Origin of the sequence: Caulobacter segnis (assembly GCF_023935105.1) — a bacterium.
Lineage (GTDB): Bacteria > Pseudomonadota > Alphaproteobacteria > Caulobacterales > Caulobacteraceae > Caulobacter > Caulobacter segnis_B.
The window spans coordinates 3,492,636-3,512,441 of sequence record NZ_CP096040.1; the positions used below are offsets into that span (position 1 = coordinate 3,492,636).

Here is a 19,806-nt window from a genome sequence, read left to right on the forward strand (position 1 = left end):
GCATTCCGAAATCGCTTTTTTTCAGCGAGAAAGAGAGAGCTCCAGAACGACAAAGCCCCCGCCGGCGAACCGGCAGGGGCTTGTGGTCTGAACGTTTTGAGCGTGGACGCTTACGCGCCGCCCGGGAAGCGGAAGGGAACCTTCACCGAACCGGTCTTGGCGCCCATCGGCAGCTTCTCGGCGATGCACATGGCGGCCTTGTCGAAACCCTTACCGCCGGCGCTGTTGTCGACGACCTTGCAGTCCGACAGCTTGCCGTCCGCGGCGTTGCACTCGAGCATGACCTGAGCGGCGTCGCGCGTGTTGGCGAACTGTTGCAGGCAGCGGCCCATCTGGTCTTCGAAACCGCCGGCGGCCGAGGCGGCCTGAGCGACGAAGAAGCTGCCAGCGAGACCCGCGGCGATCGCGATCGAGATTTTCATACCCACCCATTCCTTCTGGAACTGAACCGAACTTGTGAGGATGGTTATCGCGCCTAAGCCCTAAGGAACGGCCAAGGTTCGCGGTTAATCATTTCCGAAGTTGATTAACCGGCCGGCCCAACCCAACGCCCTCGCCCCCAAAGATCGCTGAACGGAGCGCACCGCGAGACGTTGTTGGCGGGCATCCGGAAGAGGGCCCCATGTCCGACTACGTACTCTACTATTGGTCTGCGCCGTTCAGGGGGCAGTTCGTGCGCGCCGTCCTGGCCCATGCCGGAAAATCCTGGACGGAAGGCGGCGACGCCGAGATCGCCCGACTGATGAGCCTGCCGGTCGAGGAGACGCCGGTCCCGTTCATGGGCCCTCCCCTGCTGGTCGATCGGAAGGCCGATTTCGCCGTCGCCCAGATGCCGGCGATTATCCTTTATCTGGGGGAGACGCTGGAGCTTTTGCCGGCCACGCCCGCCGCTCGCGCGCTAACGATGAAGATGGTCAACGACGCCAATGACGTGATCGACGAGATCACCCTGAACGGCGGCCAGCTGATGTGGACGCCCGAGCGCTGGCGCGATTTCGTCCCGCGCCTGAAAAAGTGGATGTCGTTCTGGGAGGAGACGGGACGCCGTCATGGCCTGAAGCCGAAGTCGGGCTTCCTGCTGGACGGCGATGCGCCCGGGGTCGCCGACGTCGTCGCGGCCACGCTGTGGTCGACCCTCGCCGACCGGTTCGACGCGATAGAGAAGCTTCTGGAAGAAGCCGCGCCCATGACCGCCGCCCTGACGCGGCGCGTCTATGCCCTCAAGCCGCTGGCCGACCTGGCCGCTCGGGCCCGGCGGGACTATGGCGACACCTATTGCGGCGGCCAGATCGAGGCCTCGCTGCGCAAGGTCCTCGACGCCTAGCCGTGGCGGACGGACCCGAAGGCCCGCCCGCCGTTTTAGCCTAGAAGCGCTTGCGGACTTGGAAGCCGGCCGTGCGCGGATTGATGCTGACGACCTGCTTGGGGTTGTTCACCGCCGAGGTCACGCTCATCAGTCCCACCTCATCGGTCACGTTGTTGACAAACAGGTACGCGCCCCAGTCGGCGCCTTCGACGCCGGCCCGGAGGTTGGCGTAGCCGTAGTCGCCTTGCTTCTCGTAGTAGACGTAGGTCGGACGGAACTGCGAGGCAGACTCGCCGACATAGGCGTAGTCGGCGCGCACCAGGCCATTCATGTCGCCCGGCAGCGGCCAGGTGTACTCGACCGAGGCCGAGCCGCTGTACTTGGCCACGTTGGGGAACTCGTCGCCGCGCAGGCCGGTCGAGCCGGTGATCAGGATGGTCGAGTTGGCCTGGTCTTCCGTCAGCTTGGCGTCGACGATGGCGGCGGTGCCGCTGATCGTCAGGCCACGGATCGGACGCGCCGTGGCTTCGACTTCAAAGCCCTTGATCTTGGCCTTGCCGGCGTTGGTCAGGTAGCTGAAGGCCCCGTTGGCGCTGGTGGCCGAGATCTGCATGTTCGACCAGTCGATCTGGTAGACGGCCGCGTTCAGCGTCAGGCGACGGTCGAACCACTGGCTCTTGATGCCGCCTTCGTAGTTCCACAGACTGTCGGGCTGATAGGCCAGAAGCGCGCTGGCCAGACCCGGCACGTTGTTAGCGCCGCCCGGACGGAAGCCCTTGGCCGCCACGGCGTAGACCATGACGTCCGACGTGACCTGATACGAGGCGTTCAGCTTGCTGACCCAGCCGTCGGCGCTAGCGTCGACCTGGGCGGCCGGACCGACATAGGACTGGGTGATGAAGTTGCTGATCAGGACCTGGCCGGAGACCGTCTTGTCGTACTTGAAGCGGCGCAGGCCGCCGGTCAGGGTCAGCTTCTCGATGGGCTTGTAGGACACTTCACCGAAGAAGGCAGTCTGCTTGGTCTCGGTGCCGACATGGCGCCAGGCGGTCAGGTCGTTGGGGTCGATGACGCCGGTGACGGCGTCGCCCTTGGCCACCTTGCTCTCGATGTAATCGTCGCGCTTTTCCAGATAGACGCCGGCCGTCCAGTCCAGCTTGTCCTCGAACAGCGAACCGTTGGCGCGCAGTTCGTGGTTCCACGAGGTCAGGCCCATCGGCTGGTAGAGCGCGCCGGGGGTGCGGCTATCGGCATAGGCGGTGTAGGCCGTCAGCTGCGTCGCCGTACAGGCCGGGTTCGTCGAGCCGCTCGCGGCCGGACCGCCCGCGACCCAGTTGCGGCACGAGGTGGCGTTGGCGCGGCTGCCCGACAGCGTCGGGCTGTAGTCGGAGTTCCGCAGCAGCGTCCACTTGTAATAGGACGAGGTCGCCGTGACCGTGGCGAAGTCCAGGTCCCATTTGCCCGTGACGTTGTACATCCGCAGATTGTCGCTGGTCGGGGCGATAACGCGGGCGTTGGTCTTGTACTCTTCCTTGCCCAGCGCGGGGTACCAGGTGTTCTGACCGTCCAGCGTGGTCTTCTGATAGAGGCCCGAGGCGTTGATCGTCAGGTTCTCGGTGGGCGTGAAGCCCAGCATCAGGCGACCGCCGCTGGAGTGCTGGTCGTTGATGTCCTTCTTTTTCAGCAGGACGTCGTCGATATAGCCGCCGCCCTCGGTCTTGTAGAGCACCAGGCGCGCGGCCAGTTTGTCCTCGATCAGCGGGACGTTGACCATGCCCTTGACCGAGTAGCCGGTGCTGCCGCCCTTGGTGCTGGTGCCCTGGGCCTCGACCGCGCCGGCGTAGCGGCTGCTGTCAGGCTTGTTGAGGATCACCCGCAGGGTGCCGCCCATCGAGCCCGAGCCGTACAGCGTGCCCTGCGGGCCGCGCAGCACCTCGACGCGCTCGGCGTCGAACAGGTTGACGTCGGCGCTGGTCGAGCTGGCGTCGGCGGTCGTGCCGGCCGGGCCCGTCAGCGGAGTTTCGTCGTAATAGAGGCCGACCGTGGCTTCACCGGCGCTGCGCACCCCGCGCAGAGTCAGGCGGCGGCTGGTCGGCGAGTTGCCGTCGACCTGCAGGTTCGGAACGGTGCGGAAATAGTCCTGGATGCCCGAGGCGCCCAGCGCCTGCAGCGACTTCTCGGTCACCGCGCTGACGCTGATCGGGGTGGTCTGGACGGTGGTCGAGCGCTTCAGCGCGGTGACCACGACCTCCTCGATCGTCCCGGCGTCGGCCGGCGGGCTGGCGGTCTGCTGGGCGAAGGCGTGGCCGGCGGCCAGGCTGGTCATGGCGGTGGCGCCCAGGGCCAGGGCCCGGAGGCCTCGGAACTGCAGTCTCATTATTGATCCCCTCTTGTCGGTCCGCTCGACGGCGGCCTGTAGGATCAGACGCAAGCCCGCGACGCTCCCTCATCGAGCGCCGCGAAAAAGACTGAGGACGGATCAGAAGCGGCGTTCGAAAGACAGGCGCACGGTGCGCGGCGCAACGCCGAAATACTCGACCGGCCCGGACGTGTTGCGGGCGGCCGTGGCCCGCCCCGCGCGGTCCAGCAGGTTGTCGACGGCGAGGTCGGCGGTCCAGGCGTTGCTCTCCAGGCCCAGGCTCAGGCCGAACAGCGCGTAACCGCCCATCTTCAGGTAGTCGGCGTTCTCGGCGTTGAAGGCCGAGCGCGCCAGGCCCGCATAGGAGCCGTCCAGGCGCAGGCGGCCGCTCAGCCCCTGGCCAAGGACCAGCGGCGCTCCATCGAGGCGGCGGCGGCGACCTTGGGCACGACCGGCAGGCGGTCGCCCTCCAGTCCCAGGCCGATGGCGGTGTTGGTGATCTGGTCGGCGGTCAGGCGCGCGTCGGTCAGGGTCAGGCTGCCCGCGAGGTCCCAGCCCAGGACGCGCTGCGCCGTGGCCTCGACCTCCAGGCCATGGATGCGGGCGGCCCCGATGTTGGTGACATAGGTGAAGGCGCGGTTCTGGGTCTGGGCCGCGTACTGCATGTCCGACCATTCGACGCGATAGAGCGCGACATTGGCGGTGACGCGACCGTCGCCGGTCTGGGCCTTTAAGCCCAGTTCGTAGTTGTTCAGGCGATCCGACCGGTAGACCGCCAACGCCTCGGGCAGCCCGGGCACGACGTTCACGCCGCCCGGCCTGAACCCCTGGGACACCTGCGCATAGCCGAACACGTCGGATCCGAACCGCCGGCTGGCCAGCGCCTTCAGGCTCCAGCCGCGCTCCTCGGTCCGCGCGTCGATGGCGTAGTCGGCCCAGGTGCCCGACACGACGTTGGCGATCTGCACCGCGCCCCGGTCGCGCTTGACGTAGTCGAAGCGCCGCGCGCCCAGCGTCAGCTCGGTCTCCGGCGCGACGGCGTAGGAAAGCTCGCCGAAGACGGCGCTCTGGGACAGGTGGTTCTCGATGTCGCGCCGGCCGATCAGCACGGGCGGCTCGGCCAGGGCGCCGGTCCCTGGATCGACGTGGCGGACCTGGCTGTCGATGTAGTCGCCCCGGACCTCGCGATAGGCGCCCAGCGTCCACTTCAGGGGTCCCGCGCCAACCGACGAGGCCCGCAGTTCGTGGATCTTCGCCGTCAGTTCGGCCGGCTGGTTCAGGATGGCCGGATACACGCTGTCGACATAGGCCGAGTAGCTGGACATCTGGGCCTCGCCGCAGGCCTGGCTCAGCGAGAACATCCGCATACAGCCGGCCGCGTTGGTCCGCTCGCCCACCAGCACGCCGCTGTAGTCCTGACGCCGCGTCAGCCGCCAGCGGTACCAAGAGGACACCGCCGTCAGGTCCACCGCCTCGCCCCGCCACTTCAGGGTAGCCGAGGCCAGGTCGATCTCGCCGTCGAACGGCGCGCGGCCGGCATGGACCGTCTTCCAGGGGCCGGCCGTGTCGTTCCAGGCCGAGATGTCGTCGCGATGGCTGGTCTGGTGGGTGGCCGAGACCAGGGCCGAGAACGGGGATCCCGTTTCCCACAGCGCGGCCAGCCTCACGCCTTGCACGCGGGAGGCGTCGACATCCTTCAGTCCCAGCCGGACATTGTCGATCACGCCCGGCTGATGCTGCTCATAGGCGCTCACGCGCACGGCGAAGCGTTCCGGAACCACCACGGTGTTCAGCACCGCCGTCGCCCCGCCGGCCTGACCGCCATGGGCGGCGGCGGATGCCGAGGCGCCGATGGCGGCGGAATCCTCTGATAGGTCCGGATGCCGGAACAGGATCCGCAGCGCCCCGCCCATCGCACCGGAGCCGTACAGCGTGCCCTGCGGCCCCCGCAGCAGCTCGATGCGGTCGACGTCGACCAGCGCCAGCTCCGGCGCCATCACTCCCGGGTCGGCCGTGGTGCCGACCGGCCCGGTCATCGGCGTCTCGTCGTAATAGAGGCCCGTGGTCGCCTCGCCGGCGCCGTAGACGCCACGCAGCACCAGCCGACGCCCGAACGCGGTCGAGATCAGCTTCAACCCCGGTAGCAGCGGCGAGGCCTTCTCCAGATCCAGCACGCCCAGGCGCGACAGTTGTTCGCCGGACACCACCGTCATGCTGATCGGCGTCTGCTGGACCAGGCTGGACCGCTTCAGCGCGGTGACGACCACCGAATCGATGGCGATCGGCTGTGGCGGGGGTTCAGGCCTGGGCGTGGTGGCGGCGGCCTCGCTCGGCGCCTCGCGCGGCGCCGGCACGACCAGGAAGCTGCGCCCCTCGAGTCGGACCACCAGGCCCGAGCCGGCCAGCAGTCGCTCCAGCGCGGCCTCGGGCGTGAACGCGCCGCTCACCGCCGGACTGCGCTTACCCCGCGTCAGGGCCGGTGAAAACAGGATCTCGCGATCGCTGCGCAGGGCCAGCTGGTTCAGCGCCTGGCTCAACGGCTGGGCGGGAATGTCGAAGCGATAGGCGGCGTCGGGACGCTTGGGCGCGGCCCAGGCGGCGCCCATCGGGCAAGCGCCGACCGCGCTCGCGCACAGCAAGGCCGCGACGGCGCCGCGTCTCGACGACGCTCTCGACGCTCCGGACCTCAACACACCGACTCCCGACCTCCCCCGACGGCTCGGATGTACGCCGTCGAGGGCGCGCACCTTGCCTCAATTCGCCGGCCGACCTTGTTTGGTCTGGTGTTCCGGCCTCTCAAGATCGCGTGTTGCATAGGGTTTAGGCAACAGGCCCTTGGTTGCGTTTGGTCGGCTTTGACGAGACCGCGCGGCTTGACACGAACGAAAGCGCGATTTCACCTGACGGTCATGTTGGGGCGTGAACAGTGATTTGGGGCGGTCGACCGTCCAGGCCGCCGGAGCAGGCGCCCAGCCTCTCCGACGCCGGCGCTCGGTTCACGCCGGCGCTGCGCGCCTTCTTCTCCCGCCGCGCGCCAGCCAACGACGTCGAAGATCTGGTCCAGGAAGTCCTGCTCCGGATCCAGAAGCGCCAGCCCGCCCCCGTCGTGAACAATGTCGAAGGCTATCTGTTCGAGGTCGCCGCCAACGTCCTGATCGATCGCGGCCGCCGCGACCGCACGCGCCGGCGCAACGATCATTGCGAACTGCAAGAAATTCATCACCCCGTTGATGAAATGTCGCCGGAGCGCGTCTTACAGGGACGAGAGCGGATGGCGCGCGCGATGGCGGCCCTCAACGAGCTACCGGAACGCACACGACGGGTTTTCATCCTCGTGCGCTTCGAGGAGATGAGCTACAAGCTCGTCGCTCAGCGTTTGGGGGTCTCTGTCAGCGCTGTCGAGAAACATGTGATGAAGGCGCTGCGTCATCTGCACGAGCGTCTGCGGGACCAGGATGACGTCGACCACGTCGGGCAAAGAGAGACACGACGACCCGGCTAGCACGGCCGCGACCTGGTTCGCGCGCCTGCAAGACGACGACGTATCCCCGCAGGACCGCCGGGACTTTCAGCACTGGCTGAACGCCGACGCGCGGCACGCGGCCGCCTGGGACGCCGTGCGCGCGACCTGGGACGACCTTTCTGGCCTTGAGAACGATCCCGCCCTGGCGGCGCTGCGCGCCGACGCCCTCGGCGCCGGCGAAGCCCCGCCCCGTCGCCTGAACCGCCGCGCCCTGGGCCTGGCCGCGGCCGGCCTGGTCGCTACCGTGGGCGGAGCGCTGCTGGGACGCCGCTGGCTGGAGGGCGACAAGACGCCCGCCCCCGCCGCCGACGAACCAGTTTTCACCACCGCCGTAGGCGAGCGCTCGACCTTCCGGCTGGCCGACAACTCGGTCGTGACCCTCGGCACCGACTCCGCCGTGCGGGTCAATCACTGGGGCGCCGAGCGCCGCCTGACCCTGCTACGCGGTCAGGCCTATTTCCAGGTGGCCAAGGACAAGACCCGCCCGTTCATCGTCTCGGCCGGCGACAAGTCGGTGACCGCCGTGGGCACCGCTTTCGACGTAAGGATGGAGCCGGGCAAGCTGTCGGTCACCCTGGTCGAGGGCCGCGTGCGGATCGTCGGCGCCTCGCCGCAAGGCCAGCGTCGCATCGAAATGTCGGCCGGCTCGCGCTTCGTGGCCAATGGCTCCGCCGACTGGGCGGTCGCGACCGTCGACACCGCCAAGGAATCCGCCTGGCTGCAAGGCCGCCTGGTCTTCGACGCCGAGCCGCTGTCCAGCGTGGTCGCCGAGATGAACCGCTACTCCACACGCAAGCTGGCCCTGGCCGATCCGACCCTAGCCGCCACGCCCGTCAGCGGCGTCTTCAAGACCGGCCAGATCGACGCCTTCGTCGCCGCGCTGCGCACCTACGGCCTGGCCGAGGTCGGGCGGTCGGATGACAAGCAGGTCGAGTTGGTGAGCCCGGGCCGGGGCAGTCTGTAGCTCTAGATCCTCCCCCCGCATCGCGGGGGCGGTGGCACAAAGGGCCGGAGGGGGCGAGCTCCGCGCCCGTCCAGCTTGCCCCTTGTCTCCATCGCTCCGGACACCTCCCCAGTGTCGCGGAAGAGGACTAAGGGGATAGAGCACGCTCTGCCCTCGAAATTCTCGATGAAAAACCCAGTGAAATCAATTACTTGTAGATTTTATACGCCGCCGGATGATCCGCATTGAAACCGCGTCCACAATGATCCCAGCTCGTCGTGAGGAAAGGGCGCGTGGCCAGCGACCATCGTGGCGGCGGGGGGGCGATCGAGCGGGGACAGGTCCGAGGGGGATACTCGGACGGTCCGGGGCTGGGCTTGCTGGGCTCACCCGCCCGCCGTCGGCGTGGTTGGAGGCAAAAGGGTCTGTCCTGATCAGTATTGATCCGCCCTCTTCGACCTTCGGGCTTCCGAGGAAACTCGGAGGCCTGGGTCCCGGTAAGGCCTGAACAGGGCCACCTGACGGGACGCTGGCGAATAACGGTCGCGCGGAGCGTCTGGCTTCGTCGAAACGGTATCAAACTTCTCACACTCCGGGCGTCGCCCGGCGCTCCGCGCCCCTTTCCAGAAACTTCGGCGGCAAGCCGCGTGAGGCGGTGGCGGCGCGGCTCTCGAAAAATCTCGCCGCATGGGTGAGGTTCGCCCGCGCTGCTGCGTCGTACAGATAGGCGCTTGTCGTCGCCCAATTTCGCTTTGTCGGGGAAACCGTTCCATGAAGCTCACCGCCCTGAAGCTCGCCCTCCTGTCCGCCAGCATGGCGACGGGTGTTCTGGCGACCCAGGCCTACGCCGCGCCGCTCAGCGACGCCGCCCGCGCCCAGATCCTCAAGGCCGTCGACGCCGACGCCCCGCAGATCCAGGACGCGGCCCTGAAGATCTGGGGCTTCGCCGAGGTCGGCTATCAGGAAGTGAAGAGTTCGACCCTGTTGCAGGGCCAACTGAAGACGGCCGGCTTCGACGTGAAGGCCGGCGTCGCGGGCGAGCCGACCGCTTTCGTGGCCAGCTTCAAGAACGGCGCGGGCCCGGTCATCGCCGTGCTCGCGGAGTTCGACGCCCTGCCCGGCCTGGCCCAGACCGCCGATCCGGTGAAGACCGGCATCCCCGGCCAGATCGCCGGCCACGGCTGCGGCCACAACCTGTTCGGCGCCGCCTCGGTCGGCGCGGCCGTCGCCCTCAAGGACTGGATGGTCAAGAACAACATCAAGGGCGAGCTGCGCGTCTACGGCACGCCCGCCGAGGAAGGCGGCTCGGGCAAGGTCTATTTCGTCCGCGACGGCCTGTTCAACGACGTCGACGCCACCCTGCACTGGCACCCGGCCAACGCGAACTCGGCCGTCCAGGGCGTGTCGATGGCCAATATCAGCGGCAAGTTCCGCTTCCACGGCGTCTCTGCCCACGCCGCCGGCGCGCCGGAAAAGGGCCGCTCGGCCCTGGACGGCGTCGAGATCATGGACGTGGCCACCAACTTCCTGCGCGAGCATGTCCCGGACAAGACCCGCATCCACTACGTGATCACCGCCGGCGGCACCGCCCCGAACGTCGTGCCCGACTTCGCCGAGGTCTACTACTACGTCCGCCACCCCGACCCGGCCGTGGTCAAGGACGTCTGGTCGCGGGTCGAGAAGGCGGCCGAAGGCGCGGCCCTGGCCACCGGCACGACCGTGGACAAAGAGATCACCGGCGGCGTCTACGCCCTGCTGCCCAACGACACCCTGGGCCGGGTGATGGACGCCAACCTGCGCAAAGTCGGCGGCATCACCTGGACGCCGGAAGAGGTCGCCTTCGCCAAGAAGATGCAGACCACCCTGGTCAATCCGCCGTCGATCGACACGGTCAAGACCATCGAGCCCTACAAGATCGAGCTGGAAGGCGGCGGCGGCTCGACCGACGTCTCCGACATCAGCTGGGTGACCCCGACCGTCGGCCTGGGCACGGCGACCTTCGTCCCCGGCTCGGCCGGTCACAGCTGGCAGAACGTGGCCGCCGCCGGCTCGTCGATCGGCGTGAAGGGCGCGGTCAACGCCGCCAAGACCCTGGCCCTGACCGGCGCGGACCTGTTCTCCAACCCCGACATCGTCAAGAAGGCCAAGGCCGAGTTGAACGAGCGTCGTGGCCCCAACTTCACCTACAAGGCCATGCTGGGCGACCGCCCGCCGGCCCTCGACTACCGCAAGCCCGCCTCGGCGGCGCGCGAATAACGATCGCCCCCTTCCCCGGCGATCGTCAGCGGCCGGCGCCACCTCCCCCTTTGGGCGTCGGCCGCGCTCCCTTCTGTACCGTTTCTTGGAGTCCGGCGTGGTCCAGACCGTCATCGTCCCCCGCGAGCGCTTCGAAGCGCTCAAGCGCGCCCTGCCGGCCGTGACCCGCGAACACCTGACCGACGTCTACGGCATCAGCGAGACGACCTGGACCAAGCTGCGCAAGGGCGAGCCGATCAAGCTGAACACGTGGGAGCGGATCCAGGCCCGCCTGGCGCGGCGCTTTGGGATGACGTCGTTCGTCTGACAGGACTTTCGGCCGTTCGAAGCCGGGCCGTCAAGTCCGGCGGGGACTCGACGGCCACTCCAACGCACGCCACCAAAGCCCCCACTCCCGGCGTACGGGGCGTCCCGCTTCTCGCGCAATGCGGCGGGGGCTGTCATTGCCCAGAAATCCACGTTTTATTGTCTGTCGGTTTCTCGACGCCGGTCAGGCCACCCACACGGCCATCCGGCGGCACCGTCGTCGATTTTCAGAGAGCTTTCAGGGATTTCCGTGCCCGCCACCGCTTTGCGTAGAGACGTTTGGCCCCTGGACGCCAAGATCCAGCCGGACGCCTTCCAGCTCTATCGCCAGGGCTGCGCGCATCTCTTCGACATCACGCTGCTGTCGCCCGAGGAGACGTTCTTCAACCGTCTCGAAGGCTATAACCTAGGCCCGCTGGTGCTGGCCCACTGCCAGGGCGTGCCGCAGCGGTTCGAGCGCAAGCTCTCCCACATCATGGTCGACGCCGCCGATACGGTGATGGCGGTCCTGGAGCTGGAAGGCGGCGACTGGCGCGGCGACTACGATGGACGCGCGGCCGGTGGTCACATGGGCCAGATCCGATTCATCGACATGACCCGCCCCTTCGCCATGTCGACCGGCGCCTACAGCTCGCTATACGTCATGACCTCGCGCGCCCAGCTGGACGGCTGCGGCGATCTGGACTTCCACGGCCTGGTGGTCTCGGAGGACAGCATCAGCGGCCGCCTCCTGGGATCGCACCTCCGCGCGCTCCTCGAGGTCGTCGACCGCATGACCGTGCGTGAGGCCGAGACCGCCGCCAAGGCGGTCCTGGCCCTGCTCGCCGGCGCGATTCTGGCCCACGCCGAACCCGCCTCGGGCGGTCCCCGGCCGATCGAGAAAATGCTGCTCGCCTCGGGACGCCAGTTCATCGAGCAGCGCCTGGACGACGTCGAGCTCTCGCCCGAATCCGTCCGTGGCCATCTGGGGGTGTCGCGCAGCCTGCTCTACAGGGTGTTCGAGCCTCTGGGCGGCGTCAGCGCCTTCATCCAGAGCCGCCGGCTCGACCAAGCCTTCGACGCCATTCTCCAGGACCGCGCCGAACAGCACACCCTGGGCGAGGTCGCCTATCGGCACGGCTTTCGCTCGGACGCCCACTTCAGCCGGGCGTTCCGGGGCCGCTTCGGCGTCACGCCCGGACGTCTGCGCCGCCTGGGCGAAGCGGCGCGCCAAGAAGGCCTGTCGGCGCTCGAACGGCCCGATGACGTCTGGGCCTGGTTACGCGGTCTCTGACGGACACGCCCGCCCGATCGCGCAAAGCGGTTGCAAGCTTGGCCATATCTGCCCCCCCGCGCTCAGTTCCCCACGCTCAACGCACCAAAGTTCACGCATAGAGCGAGCAGCATTGCCTCGGGCCGCCATCACGGCATACGATGCCCGCCCTCTCGTCACCCCACCGACGAGCACCTAGCCGGCGGCGTTCAGTGAGTGCTGCCGGCCTTCTCCTACTGTCAGATCTGGCGCTCGCGGTCGTCGCAAGCCGGCCCTTGACGATACCTCGTCTCAACTCGCCTTGGAGCCAGCGCTTAAGGGCGCTGTAGAACCTACGCATCCAGTGAGAACCACGGTTAAGTCCGGTTAGCGGACCTCATCAAGTTGCGGGCGGCGTGACGAGCAGTCCCGAGTTCGGCGCCGTTGCGACCCGCGGCCACAGCCAGACCACGGCCAGCCGCCCGCTCCGCTGGGAGTGAGCGCGGTGGAGTAGGCATCGGAAGCAGAGGCTTCAGAAGTCCGTGATGTCGTCTTCCCGCAGTGGAACGAAGTCATCACGCGTGAAGACGCGCCCGCGTTTCACGGTCATCACCACTGTCTTCAGGTTGTCGATCGACGCCAGCGGATCCTTGGACAACACAATCATATTGGCGAGCTTGCCGGGCTCCAGGCTGCCCATGTCACGCTCCTGCCCGGCCGCCCGCGCGCCGACCAGGGTCGCCGAGCGGATCACCGCGCTGGGCGGCGCACCGGCTCGGTCGACCAGCGCCGACAGTTCGTGGAACAGGTCCGGCCAGGGATCGGTCGCCGGCGCGACGTTGTCGGTGCCGGCCGAGATCTGGACCCCGGCCCGATAGGCCTGGCGGGTGATCGCTCCACCGACCACATCGTCGCAGGAGCCCGGCTTCAGCGGCGGCGTGCTGCTGGGGCCGGCAGGCGGCGCGGCGCCGTAGGTCCACACCGTCGCATCGAGGATCGTCCCGCGCGCGACCATGACGGCGAACAGCCGCGCCAGCACTGGATTGTCCCCTGCCCTGAACGTGTCGAGGTCGACCGGGTGACGGGGCTGGGCCCACTGGGGAGCCTGCGGATCGGTCTCACGAACCAGCAGGCAGGCGTGGGAAATCGCATCGACGCCGGCGGTGACCACCTCTGAGGGCTTGGCCGGGTAAAGCGTGGCGTGCGACCAGACGAGTAGGTGTTGGCGATGCGCTTCGGCCGTGATCCTGCCGGCAAGCACCGAATCCAGGTCGGCATAGAGCTTGATCGCAGTGGCCGACGTTCCAGCCGCCCGGGCGACGGCCAGCGGCAGGTCCGTCTGGTCGGTGACAGCCTGCATCCACGGGACTTGGCCCGGCTCCCCGCCAGCCGTGGTCTGGGCCGTGCGCGGGTCGTTGAAGAAGTCGGGGCCGGCCATCAACGCGGCGTAGTAGACGTCCGACGCGGCGATCTCGCCGACCCGACTGGCCCGCGCGATGTCACCGATGGCGCGAAGATCGTCGGCCATGTCACGAACCGCTGTCACCCCGCCATAGAGGTCCCGGCGCAGCATAGCCTCAGCTTGGCGGCGATTGGGCGGCGTGGCCAGGTGCACGTGCGAGTCGATGAGGCCCGGCATCAGGTATTTGCCGTGCAGGTCGACGACCTTGGCCTTGGTCTCGGCCGGCCGCGTCGCGTCGGAAAACACGCTCAGGATCCGCTCGCCCGAGACCAGCACGTCCATATGCGGACGCGCGGGCGCGCCCGTGCCGTCAATCAGAATGGCGTCGCGGTAGAGGACGAGGTCGGCGTTGGTCGGCGGCGCGAAGGGCGTAGGGGTCCCAGCCTGGGCCGAGGTCCAGGTCAGTGCGGCGAGAACAGCGCCGGCGCAGATCTTACGCCAGCTCGGACGAATATATCGGGTGCGCATTTACCAAATCCGACGGCGGGAGCCTTTGCTCAACCACGCAACGGAACCATGCTTGCTAAGTGATCGGCAATCTTCTTCGCCGCCCCGCAAGCGCCCCCTTTTCCCTTTGTCGAGGCTGCGCCAGTCCCCGACCTTGGAGCGCCTCCAAATACCGGACATTCGCCGCACCCAGGCTGGAGGGGCGAGAGCGACCTACAGCCTAGTTTGAGATATAGCATCCTCTGGGATCAACCTTCAGGGCAGACGGCTTGGCGCGGCAGGCTCCAGTCCTGTTGGAACAGCGTTGCGGCGATGCGCCAGGCCCGATCGCGTCGCTCTCCGAAATGTAAGGCCTCGGGCGGCGCCGGACAATCTGGCAGGACGCCGCGACCGGGCGGCCGGCTTGACCACGCCATGCGAAATTGCAGCAAGGGGATCGCCAGCTTCATCCCGCTATTGGGAAGCCGCACGGTCCAGCGATAGCCGCTCGTATTGCCGTCGTCAGCGCCGCCGACTTCCTCGCCGACAAACACCGCCCGTCCAGTGTGGCGCAGCATCGAGGCCAGCTCCGCGCCGCCCGAGAAGGTATCGCCGCCCGCTAGCACGACCAGGCGTCCGTGGAAGATGGGCGCGAAGGATGTCCATCGCGACATCAAGCCATGCGGAGGCGTGTTGCGCCGCGTCCAGCGCCCGCCTGGGATCGGGCGTTGCTGATCCCTGTCGCCGGCATCGAACACGTCCGTCTCGAAGCGCTGGCCGTTCAGGCTGGTGACAGCGAGGTGGCGCCCCCGGGCTTCGACCGCCGCATATTTGCGCAGCGGCGTTTCGACTAGATAGGAGAAGAGGATGCTCTCGTTGGGCTCCGAACCGCCGCCGTTCTCGCGCAGATCTAGGATCAGGTTCTTGGCGCCGCGCTGGTCCAGCTGTGCGAAAACGGCTTGTATCGCCTCGGGAAATGTCGCGCCCACAGCGCGCAGTCGGGCGTTGCTGAAGGTCGGGACGTTCAGATAGGCGGTGTGGTCGTCGAGCCATTCCAGCATCGGCAGCGGTGACGGATCGTCGACTTCGGCAGGTCGGGCAAGACGGGAAACGGCGGCGAGGTCGCGCTCGGTCCGTCCTTCGGCGCCCTCGAGCACGACCTGGAAACGCGATTGGGGCCCACGCAGTCGATACAAGATCGACGCGAATCCGCGACCCGAAATGTCGCGCATGGTCCCCGTACGGATCGCGCCGTCGTGCGGGGTCACAGCGACCATCTCGCTCAGCAAGTCGGCCGCGCCAACGCCATCGACGGAGATCAACCGCGCTCCCCTCGGGACGTCCGCCGCCTCGCCATAACCCGCGAGGACGAAAGCGCCCTGCTCGGTCCACAGCAGATCGAGCGGGAAGCGCGGCGCATCGCGATAGTGCTGACTCATCGCCTCACTGAGCTGAACGCCGAGATGGCCTTCGCCGATCTGGCCGACGAGCGGGCGGAGAATACGCCATAGCGATTCACTGTTGGTGACGCCCGCGACACGGGTGCGGGCCGCCGCCTTCGCGGTCGCCCATTGTCGCCGCGACTGACGCCAGTAGAGGTCGGGCAGGGCCGCCTCGACCGCCGAGATCGCCAGTTCCAGATCCTCGCGCGCGCCCTCTGTGGTAATTTCCGTGCGAGCTGGAGCCGGTGTCGCCGCGAACGCAGGACCGCAGGCCAACGCGGACGCCATTGCCAGAAGCGCGCCGCGCCAGGGGTTTGTCATCGCAGGTGAATTTCGATAAGCAAAATACTGCCTATTTAATGGAAGCAATATTTTGCCTAGTCAAGTAACGCCTTCCTTCTTGACCCACGTCGCCGCCAACGTTCGGACGCGGCGCGTCGCACTGGGCATGAGCCAGAAGGGTCTGGCCCAGGCGTCGGGCGTCAGCCTGCGCATGGTGGGTGGCATCGAAAATGGCGCGACCAGCGTCAGCACCGCCACCTTGGACAGGATCGGCGTCGCCCTGGGCGCCACTTTGGCCGATCTGGTGACGGACCCCGCGGTCAAGGCGAGCGCGCGGATAGACCGCGTCGGCTGGGTTGGAGGCCACGGCGGCGAGGGGGTGCTGCGCTGGAGCCTTGATGTCCGCCGCGAAGTCGAATTGTGGGAATGGCGACTGGAGCCGGGCGAGCGCTATCAAGCGGCGGCCGACCCCGTAGGGTGGCATGTCATGCTGTTCGTCGTCGGGGGGGTACTGACCTTGGAACTGGAGACGGGAACGATAGAGGTGCGCGCGGCAAGCCACGTGTTCGACAGCGCCCAGACCCACGCCTTCGTCAATCTCGGCAAGGCTCCTGTACGCTTCTTCCGCTGTACGGCGTGGTAGCGAGATAAATCGTCGGTTCACCCCTTCCCTGCCGATGCCTGACTCACTGGCGAACAGCGCCAGAAGCCGCGCTGCGAATGTTCGAGTTTCCGGACGTTGGGTCGACGGCGGCGACAGCGAAGTCCTTGGCTATTCGGACATGTTCGTCGCGTCTAAGGCGGCGTGCAGGTGCGGCACAAGCCACCGGGCCATTGCCTCCTGAGCCGCATCACCGGCCAGCAAGTCCTGTCGCACCTCCAGCTCCAGATAGTCGAGGCCGCGCGGATCGGCGTGAAGCGGGATGGTGTTGTCGGTCTCGTCCATGGCGTAGGGCGCGTTGTCGCCCACCAGCGCCTCGCCCAGATCGGCTTGCAACCGCGCCAGTATCGCCGAAGAGAACGCGGAATCATTTCGGTGCAGCACGCCCAGCCGCCAAGGCCGGCCCTGGCCTTGCATCGACGGGGTGAAGCTGTGCAGGGCCACCACCACTGTTCGCTGACCCGCTCGGGCATCGAGCACCTTGCCTATGGCGTCCTGGTAGGGCTGGTAGATCTCGGCGATCCGCGCCGCGATAGCTTGCGGGGAAAGGCTGCGATTGCCAGGGACCTGTATCGCGTCGCTGACCTCGGGCACGGAGCCCTCCGCGCCCGGGAACCGGTTGCAGTCGATGACAAGGCGCGAATAGACCTGCCGGATGAAGGGCGCGTCGAGCAGGACCGATAGCCGCGCCCCAAGTCCCGCTATGCCGATATCCCAGGCGATATGGCGCTCCAGGGCCGCCTTGGTTAGGCCCAATTGGTCCAGTCGCCGCGGGATCTGGCGGCCCGCATGGTCCCCAAGAAGCACAAAGGCCGACGGGGCGCCCGCATTGAGCACAAGGACCGGATCTGGATCACCTGCGACAAGAAGGCGGCTCGACGTCGCGCCAGAATCCACGCCACCTCTGATCAATGCCTGTGCTTTCGGTCCGCCATCTGACGCGCTACCGGTATCGCAATCCCGTGGCGTTCGGCGACCATCGCATGATGCTGCGCCCGCGCGAAGGTTGCGATCAGAGGCTGCTATCCTCCGATCTGGTGATCGTGCCCACGCCAGCCCAGTTGCGCTACGTGCAGGACGTGCTGGGTAACTGGGTTGGTGTCGCCAGCTTCCGAGGGCGCGCCAGCGAGCTGACCTTTGAAAGCCGCTTTACCCTTGATCATACACCCCTCCCCGCCTTCGGCGATCAGCCGGGCCATCTCGACGTCTTCGAGGCCGGCCGGCCGTTCCTCTACGGAGCCGACGACCTGCCAGACCTGGTCCAGTCGATCACCCCCCAGCACGAGGATCTCGACCGGACCCTGACCCAATGGGCCTTGCGCTTCACAAAGCCCGCCGGCTCCACCAGCCTGCAGCATCTGCTGGCCGAGATGACCCAGGCGATCTATGCCGATTTTCGGTATGGCAAGCGCTTCGAGCAGGGGGTCCAATCCCCCCTGACCACCTTGGAAAACCGAGGCGGCACCTGCCGCGACTTCGCGGTGCTAATGATCGAGGCCGTGCGGCGCCTAGGCTTGGCCGCCCAATTCATCTCCGGTTACATTCACAGCCCCTCGCGCAAGCTGGGCCAAGCCGAGCGCACGGGCGGCGGGCATACCCACGCTTGGCTTAGGGTCTATCTGCCCTCGTGCGGCTGGGTAGAATTCGACCCCACCAACGGTATTGTCGGCAACACCGATCTCATCCGCGTGGCCGTGGTGAACGATCCGAGGAAGGCGCCGCCGGTGCACGGCACTTGGGCGGGGTTTCCAACCGACTATCTGGGCATGGATGTCGAAGTCGACGTCACTGACCCGGAAAGCCAGGCCTATCCCGCATCGTCCTTTAGCGCCTTTGGCTGAAGGAAAAGCATCTTCCTCCCGTTTCGCGCGTTCGCCTCGAACCCCTCATCCATTTCCCGGATTGCCTGCTTGGCGCGCCGGCTCCTTCGAGAGACGACGGCCATGTTGATCCGCTACGGCTACGAGATCACTGTTTTCTGCCAGCAGCCGACCGCGATGGTGACGCTGCTAGGCCTAAGGGATGGACGCGAGCGCCAGGTGCGGATCGGAGAGTCGTTCTTCACCTCGCCCCAGATCGACACCTCGACCTATCGCGACCTGTTCGACAATGTTTGCCGGCGCTTCGTGGCCCCCGCCGGCGCTCTGACCCTTTGGAGCGACAGCGTCATCGAAGATAGCGGCGCCGTCGATCCCGTCGCCCTGGACGCCCAATTGCATCCGGTGGCCGACCTGCCCGACGACTGCCTCGCTTATCTGATGGGCAGCCGCTATTGCGAAACCGACCGCCTCAGCCAGATTGCCTGGGACAAGTTCGGCCATATCCAGCGGGGCTGGGCGCGGACCCAAGCCGTCTGCGACTTCGTGCATGGCCACATCGCCTTCAACTATAAGACCGCCAGCTCCACCCGCACCGCCTATGAGGTTTATGAGGGCCGCGTCGGGGTGTGTCGGGACTATGCCCATCTCGCCGTCGCCCTTTGCCGCTGCCTGAACATTCCGGCCCGCTATGTGAACGGCTATCTGGGCGACATCGGCGTGCCGCGCGTCGACCCGATGGACTTCAGCGCCTGGATGGAAGTCTATCTCGGCGGCAAATGGTGGACGTTCGATCCGCGAAACAACATCCCGCGCATCGGCCGGATCGTGATCGCACACGGCCGTGACGCCGCCGACGTCGCCATGCTGACCTCATTCGGGCTGCACCAGCTAAACGGCTTCCGAGTCTGGGCTTATGAGACGGACGCTGGCGGCCTGCCAGGCGCGATCGTCGACACCACTGGCGCGGCCGGCCGCGAAGTTCGTGCGCGATCGCCACTTTAGGCCGGATCGACTGAACGCCATAGACGGTCGTGCGCCAGGAGCCGACCTTAGGGCCCCGATTCCAGACCTTCGCCGCGCTAGGATCATCACAGCTGATAAGGACGATGACGGCGGCGCTCGACCATTTACCATGTCCGGATGCAGAGGGCGCTGGACCATATCTAACAGCGTCTGGACGGCGATCTGGACCTGGAGGTGGAGTGAAGCGATCCACTGACGGACACCGTTTACAATCCGAAACACTTTGTATTGAGCGGTTCACCGTGGCGGGAATGCTCGGCCCTAAAGTGGCAAGGGCCAGACAACGCTCAAACGTTTTGATTGGAGACCAACCTGAAACTTCGCATGCTCGCCGCTTCGACATCGCTGCTCATGGCGGCAGCTATCGTCGTTCCCGTCGCCGCCCAAGGTCAGGTCATGGATCGCGCCACCTTGGTCCGCGGCTACGCTCAGTTCTGCGCGACCCAGGGAACCCAAATGCCGGGCGCGGCGGGCGAGTCCGACATCAAGGGCGACGCGAGACTGGCTGCCTACTGCACCTGCTTCGCCGGAAAGTTCGCTGACCGCGCCCTCGCTAGCCTCGGCAAGCCACGCACCGCGCCGTTCGACATGAAGAAATCGGTGGCCGAGGAATACGCCATGCGCAACACCTGCCGCGCGCAGATGGGCCTGCCCAAGGTGGTCCAAACCCCCTGAGGGGCTCAGCTTCGTCATACGCACCGCCGGGCGGCGTCCATTGTGCGAACAGATCACTTCGCGCGAACAGATCACTTCGCGCCTAGATTGG

The 19,806-nt window shown here is 67.0% G+C and carries 17 protein-coding genes; 10 read left to right on the plus strand and 7 right to left on the minus strand.

The window, feature by feature from the left end; translation table 11 throughout:
* Nucleotides 1–110: 110 nt before the first annotated feature.
* Nucleotides 111–422 carry an energy transducer TonB family protein gene (locus MZV50_RS16280; protein WP_252630351.1) on the minus strand — a complete coding sequence of 104 codons (312 nt, stop codon included), beginning with the start codon at nucleotides 420–422 and terminating at the stop codon, nucleotides 111–113.
* A gap of 200 nt (nucleotides 423–622) precedes the next feature.
* Between MZV50_RS16280 and MZV50_RS16285 the strand changes: the two genes are divergently transcribed.
* A complete protein-coding gene (locus MZV50_RS16285; protein ID WP_252630352.1) occupies nucleotides 623–1,324 on the plus strand; it encodes a glutathione S-transferase in 702 nt (233 codons plus the stop codon).
* A 40-nt stretch (nucleotides 1,325–1,364) separates the two neighbouring features.
* Here MZV50_RS16285 and MZV50_RS16290 read toward each other — a convergent pair whose 3' ends face one another.
* From MZV50_RS16290 to MZV50_RS16300, 3 genes are all read right to left on the minus strand, one after another.
* On the minus strand, nucleotides 1,365–3,683 hold the full coding sequence (locus MZV50_RS16290) for a TonB-dependent receptor (protein WP_252630353.1): 2,319 nt from the start codon (nucleotides 3,681–3,683) through the stop codon (nucleotides 1,365–1,367).
* A 102-nt stretch (nucleotides 3,684–3,785) separates the two neighbouring features.
* The gene (locus tag MZV50_RS16295) at nucleotides 3,786–3,974 is read right to left on the minus strand and encodes a TonB-dependent receptor (RefSeq protein ID WP_252630354.1); all 189 of its coding nucleotides are present in this window, start codon (nucleotides 3,972–3,974) and stop codon (nucleotides 3,786–3,788) included.
* Between the two features lie 80 nt (nucleotides 3,975–4,054).
* Nucleotides 4,055–6,271 carry a TonB-dependent receptor domain-containing protein gene (locus MZV50_RS16300; protein WP_252630355.1) on the minus strand — a complete coding sequence of 739 codons (2,217 nt, stop codon included), beginning with the start codon at nucleotides 6,269–6,271 and terminating at the stop codon, nucleotides 4,055–4,057.
* A gap of 320 nt (nucleotides 6,272–6,591) precedes the next feature.
* Between MZV50_RS16300 and MZV50_RS16305 the strand changes: the two genes are divergently transcribed.
* From MZV50_RS16305 to MZV50_RS16335, 5 genes are all read left to right on the plus strand, one after another.
* Nucleotides 6,592–7,167 (plus strand): RNA polymerase sigma factor, encoded by a 576-nt coding sequence (locus tag MZV50_RS16305; RefSeq protein WP_252630356.1) that lies wholly within the window; start codon nucleotides 6,592–6,594, stop codon nucleotides 7,165–7,167.
* The gene (locus tag MZV50_RS16310) at nucleotides 7,121–8,152 is read left to right on the plus strand and encodes a FecR family protein (protein ID WP_252630357.1); all 1,032 of its coding nucleotides are present in this window, start codon (nucleotides 7,121–7,123) and stop codon (nucleotides 8,150–8,152) included. The genes MZV50_RS16305 and MZV50_RS16310 overlap by 47 nt, the downstream gene beginning before the upstream one ends.
* A gap of 750 nt (nucleotides 8,153–8,902) precedes the next feature.
* Nucleotides 8,903–10,387, plus strand: a complete 1,485-nt coding sequence (locus tag MZV50_RS16325) for an amidohydrolase (protein ID WP_252630358.1) — start codon at nucleotides 8,903–8,905, stop codon at nucleotides 10,385–10,387.
* A 97-nt stretch (nucleotides 10,388–10,484) separates the two neighbouring features.
* Nucleotides 10,485–10,694 (plus strand): hypothetical protein, encoded by a 210-nt coding sequence (locus tag MZV50_RS16330; protein WP_252630359.1) that lies wholly within the window; start codon nucleotides 10,485–10,487, stop codon nucleotides 10,692–10,694.
* Between the two features lie 264 nt (nucleotides 10,695–10,958).
* On the plus strand, nucleotides 10,959–11,966 hold the full coding sequence (locus MZV50_RS16335) for a helix-turn-helix domain-containing protein (RefSeq protein ID WP_252630360.1): 1,008 nt from the start codon (nucleotides 10,959–10,961) through the stop codon (nucleotides 11,964–11,966).
* A 490-nt stretch (nucleotides 11,967–12,456) separates the two neighbouring features.
* On the opposite strand, the gene MZV50_RS16340 is transcribed toward MZV50_RS16335, so the two are convergent.
* Together MZV50_RS16340 and MZV50_RS16345 are read right to left on the minus strand one after the other, a co-directional pair.
* Complete coding sequence (locus MZV50_RS16340; protein WP_252630361.1) at nucleotides 12,457–13,854, minus strand: amidohydrolase family protein; 1,398 nt, start codon at nucleotides 13,852–13,854, stop codon at nucleotides 12,457–12,459.
* 227 nt (nucleotides 13,855–14,081) lie between these two features.
* Entirely contained in the window at nucleotides 14,082–15,575 is a 1,494-nt protein-coding gene (locus MZV50_RS16345) for a S41 family peptidase (RefSeq protein ID WP_252630362.1), read from the minus strand.
* A 79-nt stretch (nucleotides 15,576–15,654) separates the two neighbouring features.
* On the opposite strand from MZV50_RS16345, the gene MZV50_RS16350 reads away from it, so the two are divergent.
* Nucleotides 15,655–16,179 (plus strand): XRE family transcriptional regulator, encoded by a 525-nt coding sequence (locus tag MZV50_RS16350; RefSeq protein ID WP_252630363.1) that lies wholly within the window; start codon nucleotides 15,655–15,657, stop codon nucleotides 16,177–16,179.
* Between the two features lie 129 nt (nucleotides 16,180–16,308).
* On the opposite strand, the gene MZV50_RS16355 is transcribed toward MZV50_RS16350, so the two are convergent.
* Nucleotides 16,309–17,094 carry an N-formylglutamate amidohydrolase gene (locus tag MZV50_RS16355; RefSeq protein ID WP_252630364.1) on the minus strand — a complete coding sequence of 262 codons (786 nt, stop codon included), beginning with the start codon at nucleotides 17,092–17,094 and terminating at the stop codon, nucleotides 16,309–16,311.
* Nucleotides 17,095–17,108: 14 nt separating this feature from the next.
* Between MZV50_RS16355 and MZV50_RS16360 the strand changes: the two genes are divergently transcribed.
* From MZV50_RS16360 to MZV50_RS16370, 3 genes are all read left to right on the plus strand, one after another.
* Nucleotides 17,109–18,038, plus strand: coding sequence for a transglutaminase family protein (locus MZV50_RS16360; protein ID WP_252630365.1), 930 nt, complete (start codon nucleotides 17,109–17,111; stop codon nucleotides 18,036–18,038).
* Between the two features lie 102 nt (nucleotides 18,039–18,140).
* A complete protein-coding gene (locus tag MZV50_RS16365; protein WP_252630366.1) occupies nucleotides 18,141–19,019 on the plus strand; it encodes a transglutaminase-like domain-containing protein in 879 nt (292 codons plus the stop codon).
* Between the two features lie 321 nt (nucleotides 19,020–19,340).
* Nucleotides 19,341–19,715, plus strand: coding sequence for a hypothetical protein (locus MZV50_RS16370; RefSeq protein ID WP_252630367.1), 375 nt, complete (start codon nucleotides 19,341–19,343; stop codon nucleotides 19,713–19,715).
* Nucleotides 19,716–19,806: the final 91 nt, after the last annotated feature.

Coding starts and splice junctions, on each gene's coding strand:
- MZV50_RS16345 (WP_252630362.1), bottom strand. CDS start 15,575: ATGACAAACCCCTGGCGCGGCGCGCTTCTGGCAATGGCGTCCGCGTTG.
- MZV50_RS16280 (WP_252630351.1), bottom strand. CDS start 422: ATGAAAATCTCGATCGCGATCGCCGCGGGTCTCGCTGGCAGCTTCTTC.
- MZV50_RS16365 (WP_252630366.1), top strand. CDS start 18,141: ATGTTGATCCGCTACGGCTACGAGATCACTGTTTTCTGCCAGCAGCCG.
- MZV50_RS16285 (WP_252630352.1), top strand. CDS start 623: ATGTCCGACTACGTACTCTACTATTGGTCTGCGCCGTTCAGGGGGCAG.
- MZV50_RS16290 (WP_252630353.1), bottom strand. CDS start 3,683: ATGAGACTGCAGTTCCGAGGCCTCCGGGCCCTGGCCCTGGGCGCCACC.
- MZV50_RS16340 (WP_252630361.1), bottom strand. CDS start 13,854: ATGCGCACCCGATATATTCGTCCGAGCTGGCGTAAGATCTGCGCCGGC.
- MZV50_RS16310 (WP_252630357.1), top strand. CDS start 7,121: ATGACGTCGACCACGTCGGGCAAAGAGAGACACGACGACCCGGCTAGC.
- MZV50_RS16360 (WP_252630365.1), top strand. CDS start 17,109: ATGCCTGTGCTTTCGGTCCGCCATCTGACGCGCTACCGGTATCGCAAT.
- MZV50_RS16300 (WP_252630355.1), bottom strand. CDS start 6,271: ATGGGCGCCGCCTGGGCCGCGCCCAAGCGTCCCGACGCCGCCTATCGC.
- MZV50_RS16325 (WP_252630358.1), top strand. CDS start 8,903: ATGAAGCTCACCGCCCTGAAGCTCGCCCTCCTGTCCGCCAGCATGGCG.
- MZV50_RS16295 (WP_252630354.1), bottom strand. CDS start 3,974: ATGGGCGGTTACGCGCTGTTCGGCCTGAGCCTGGGCCTGGAGAGCAAC.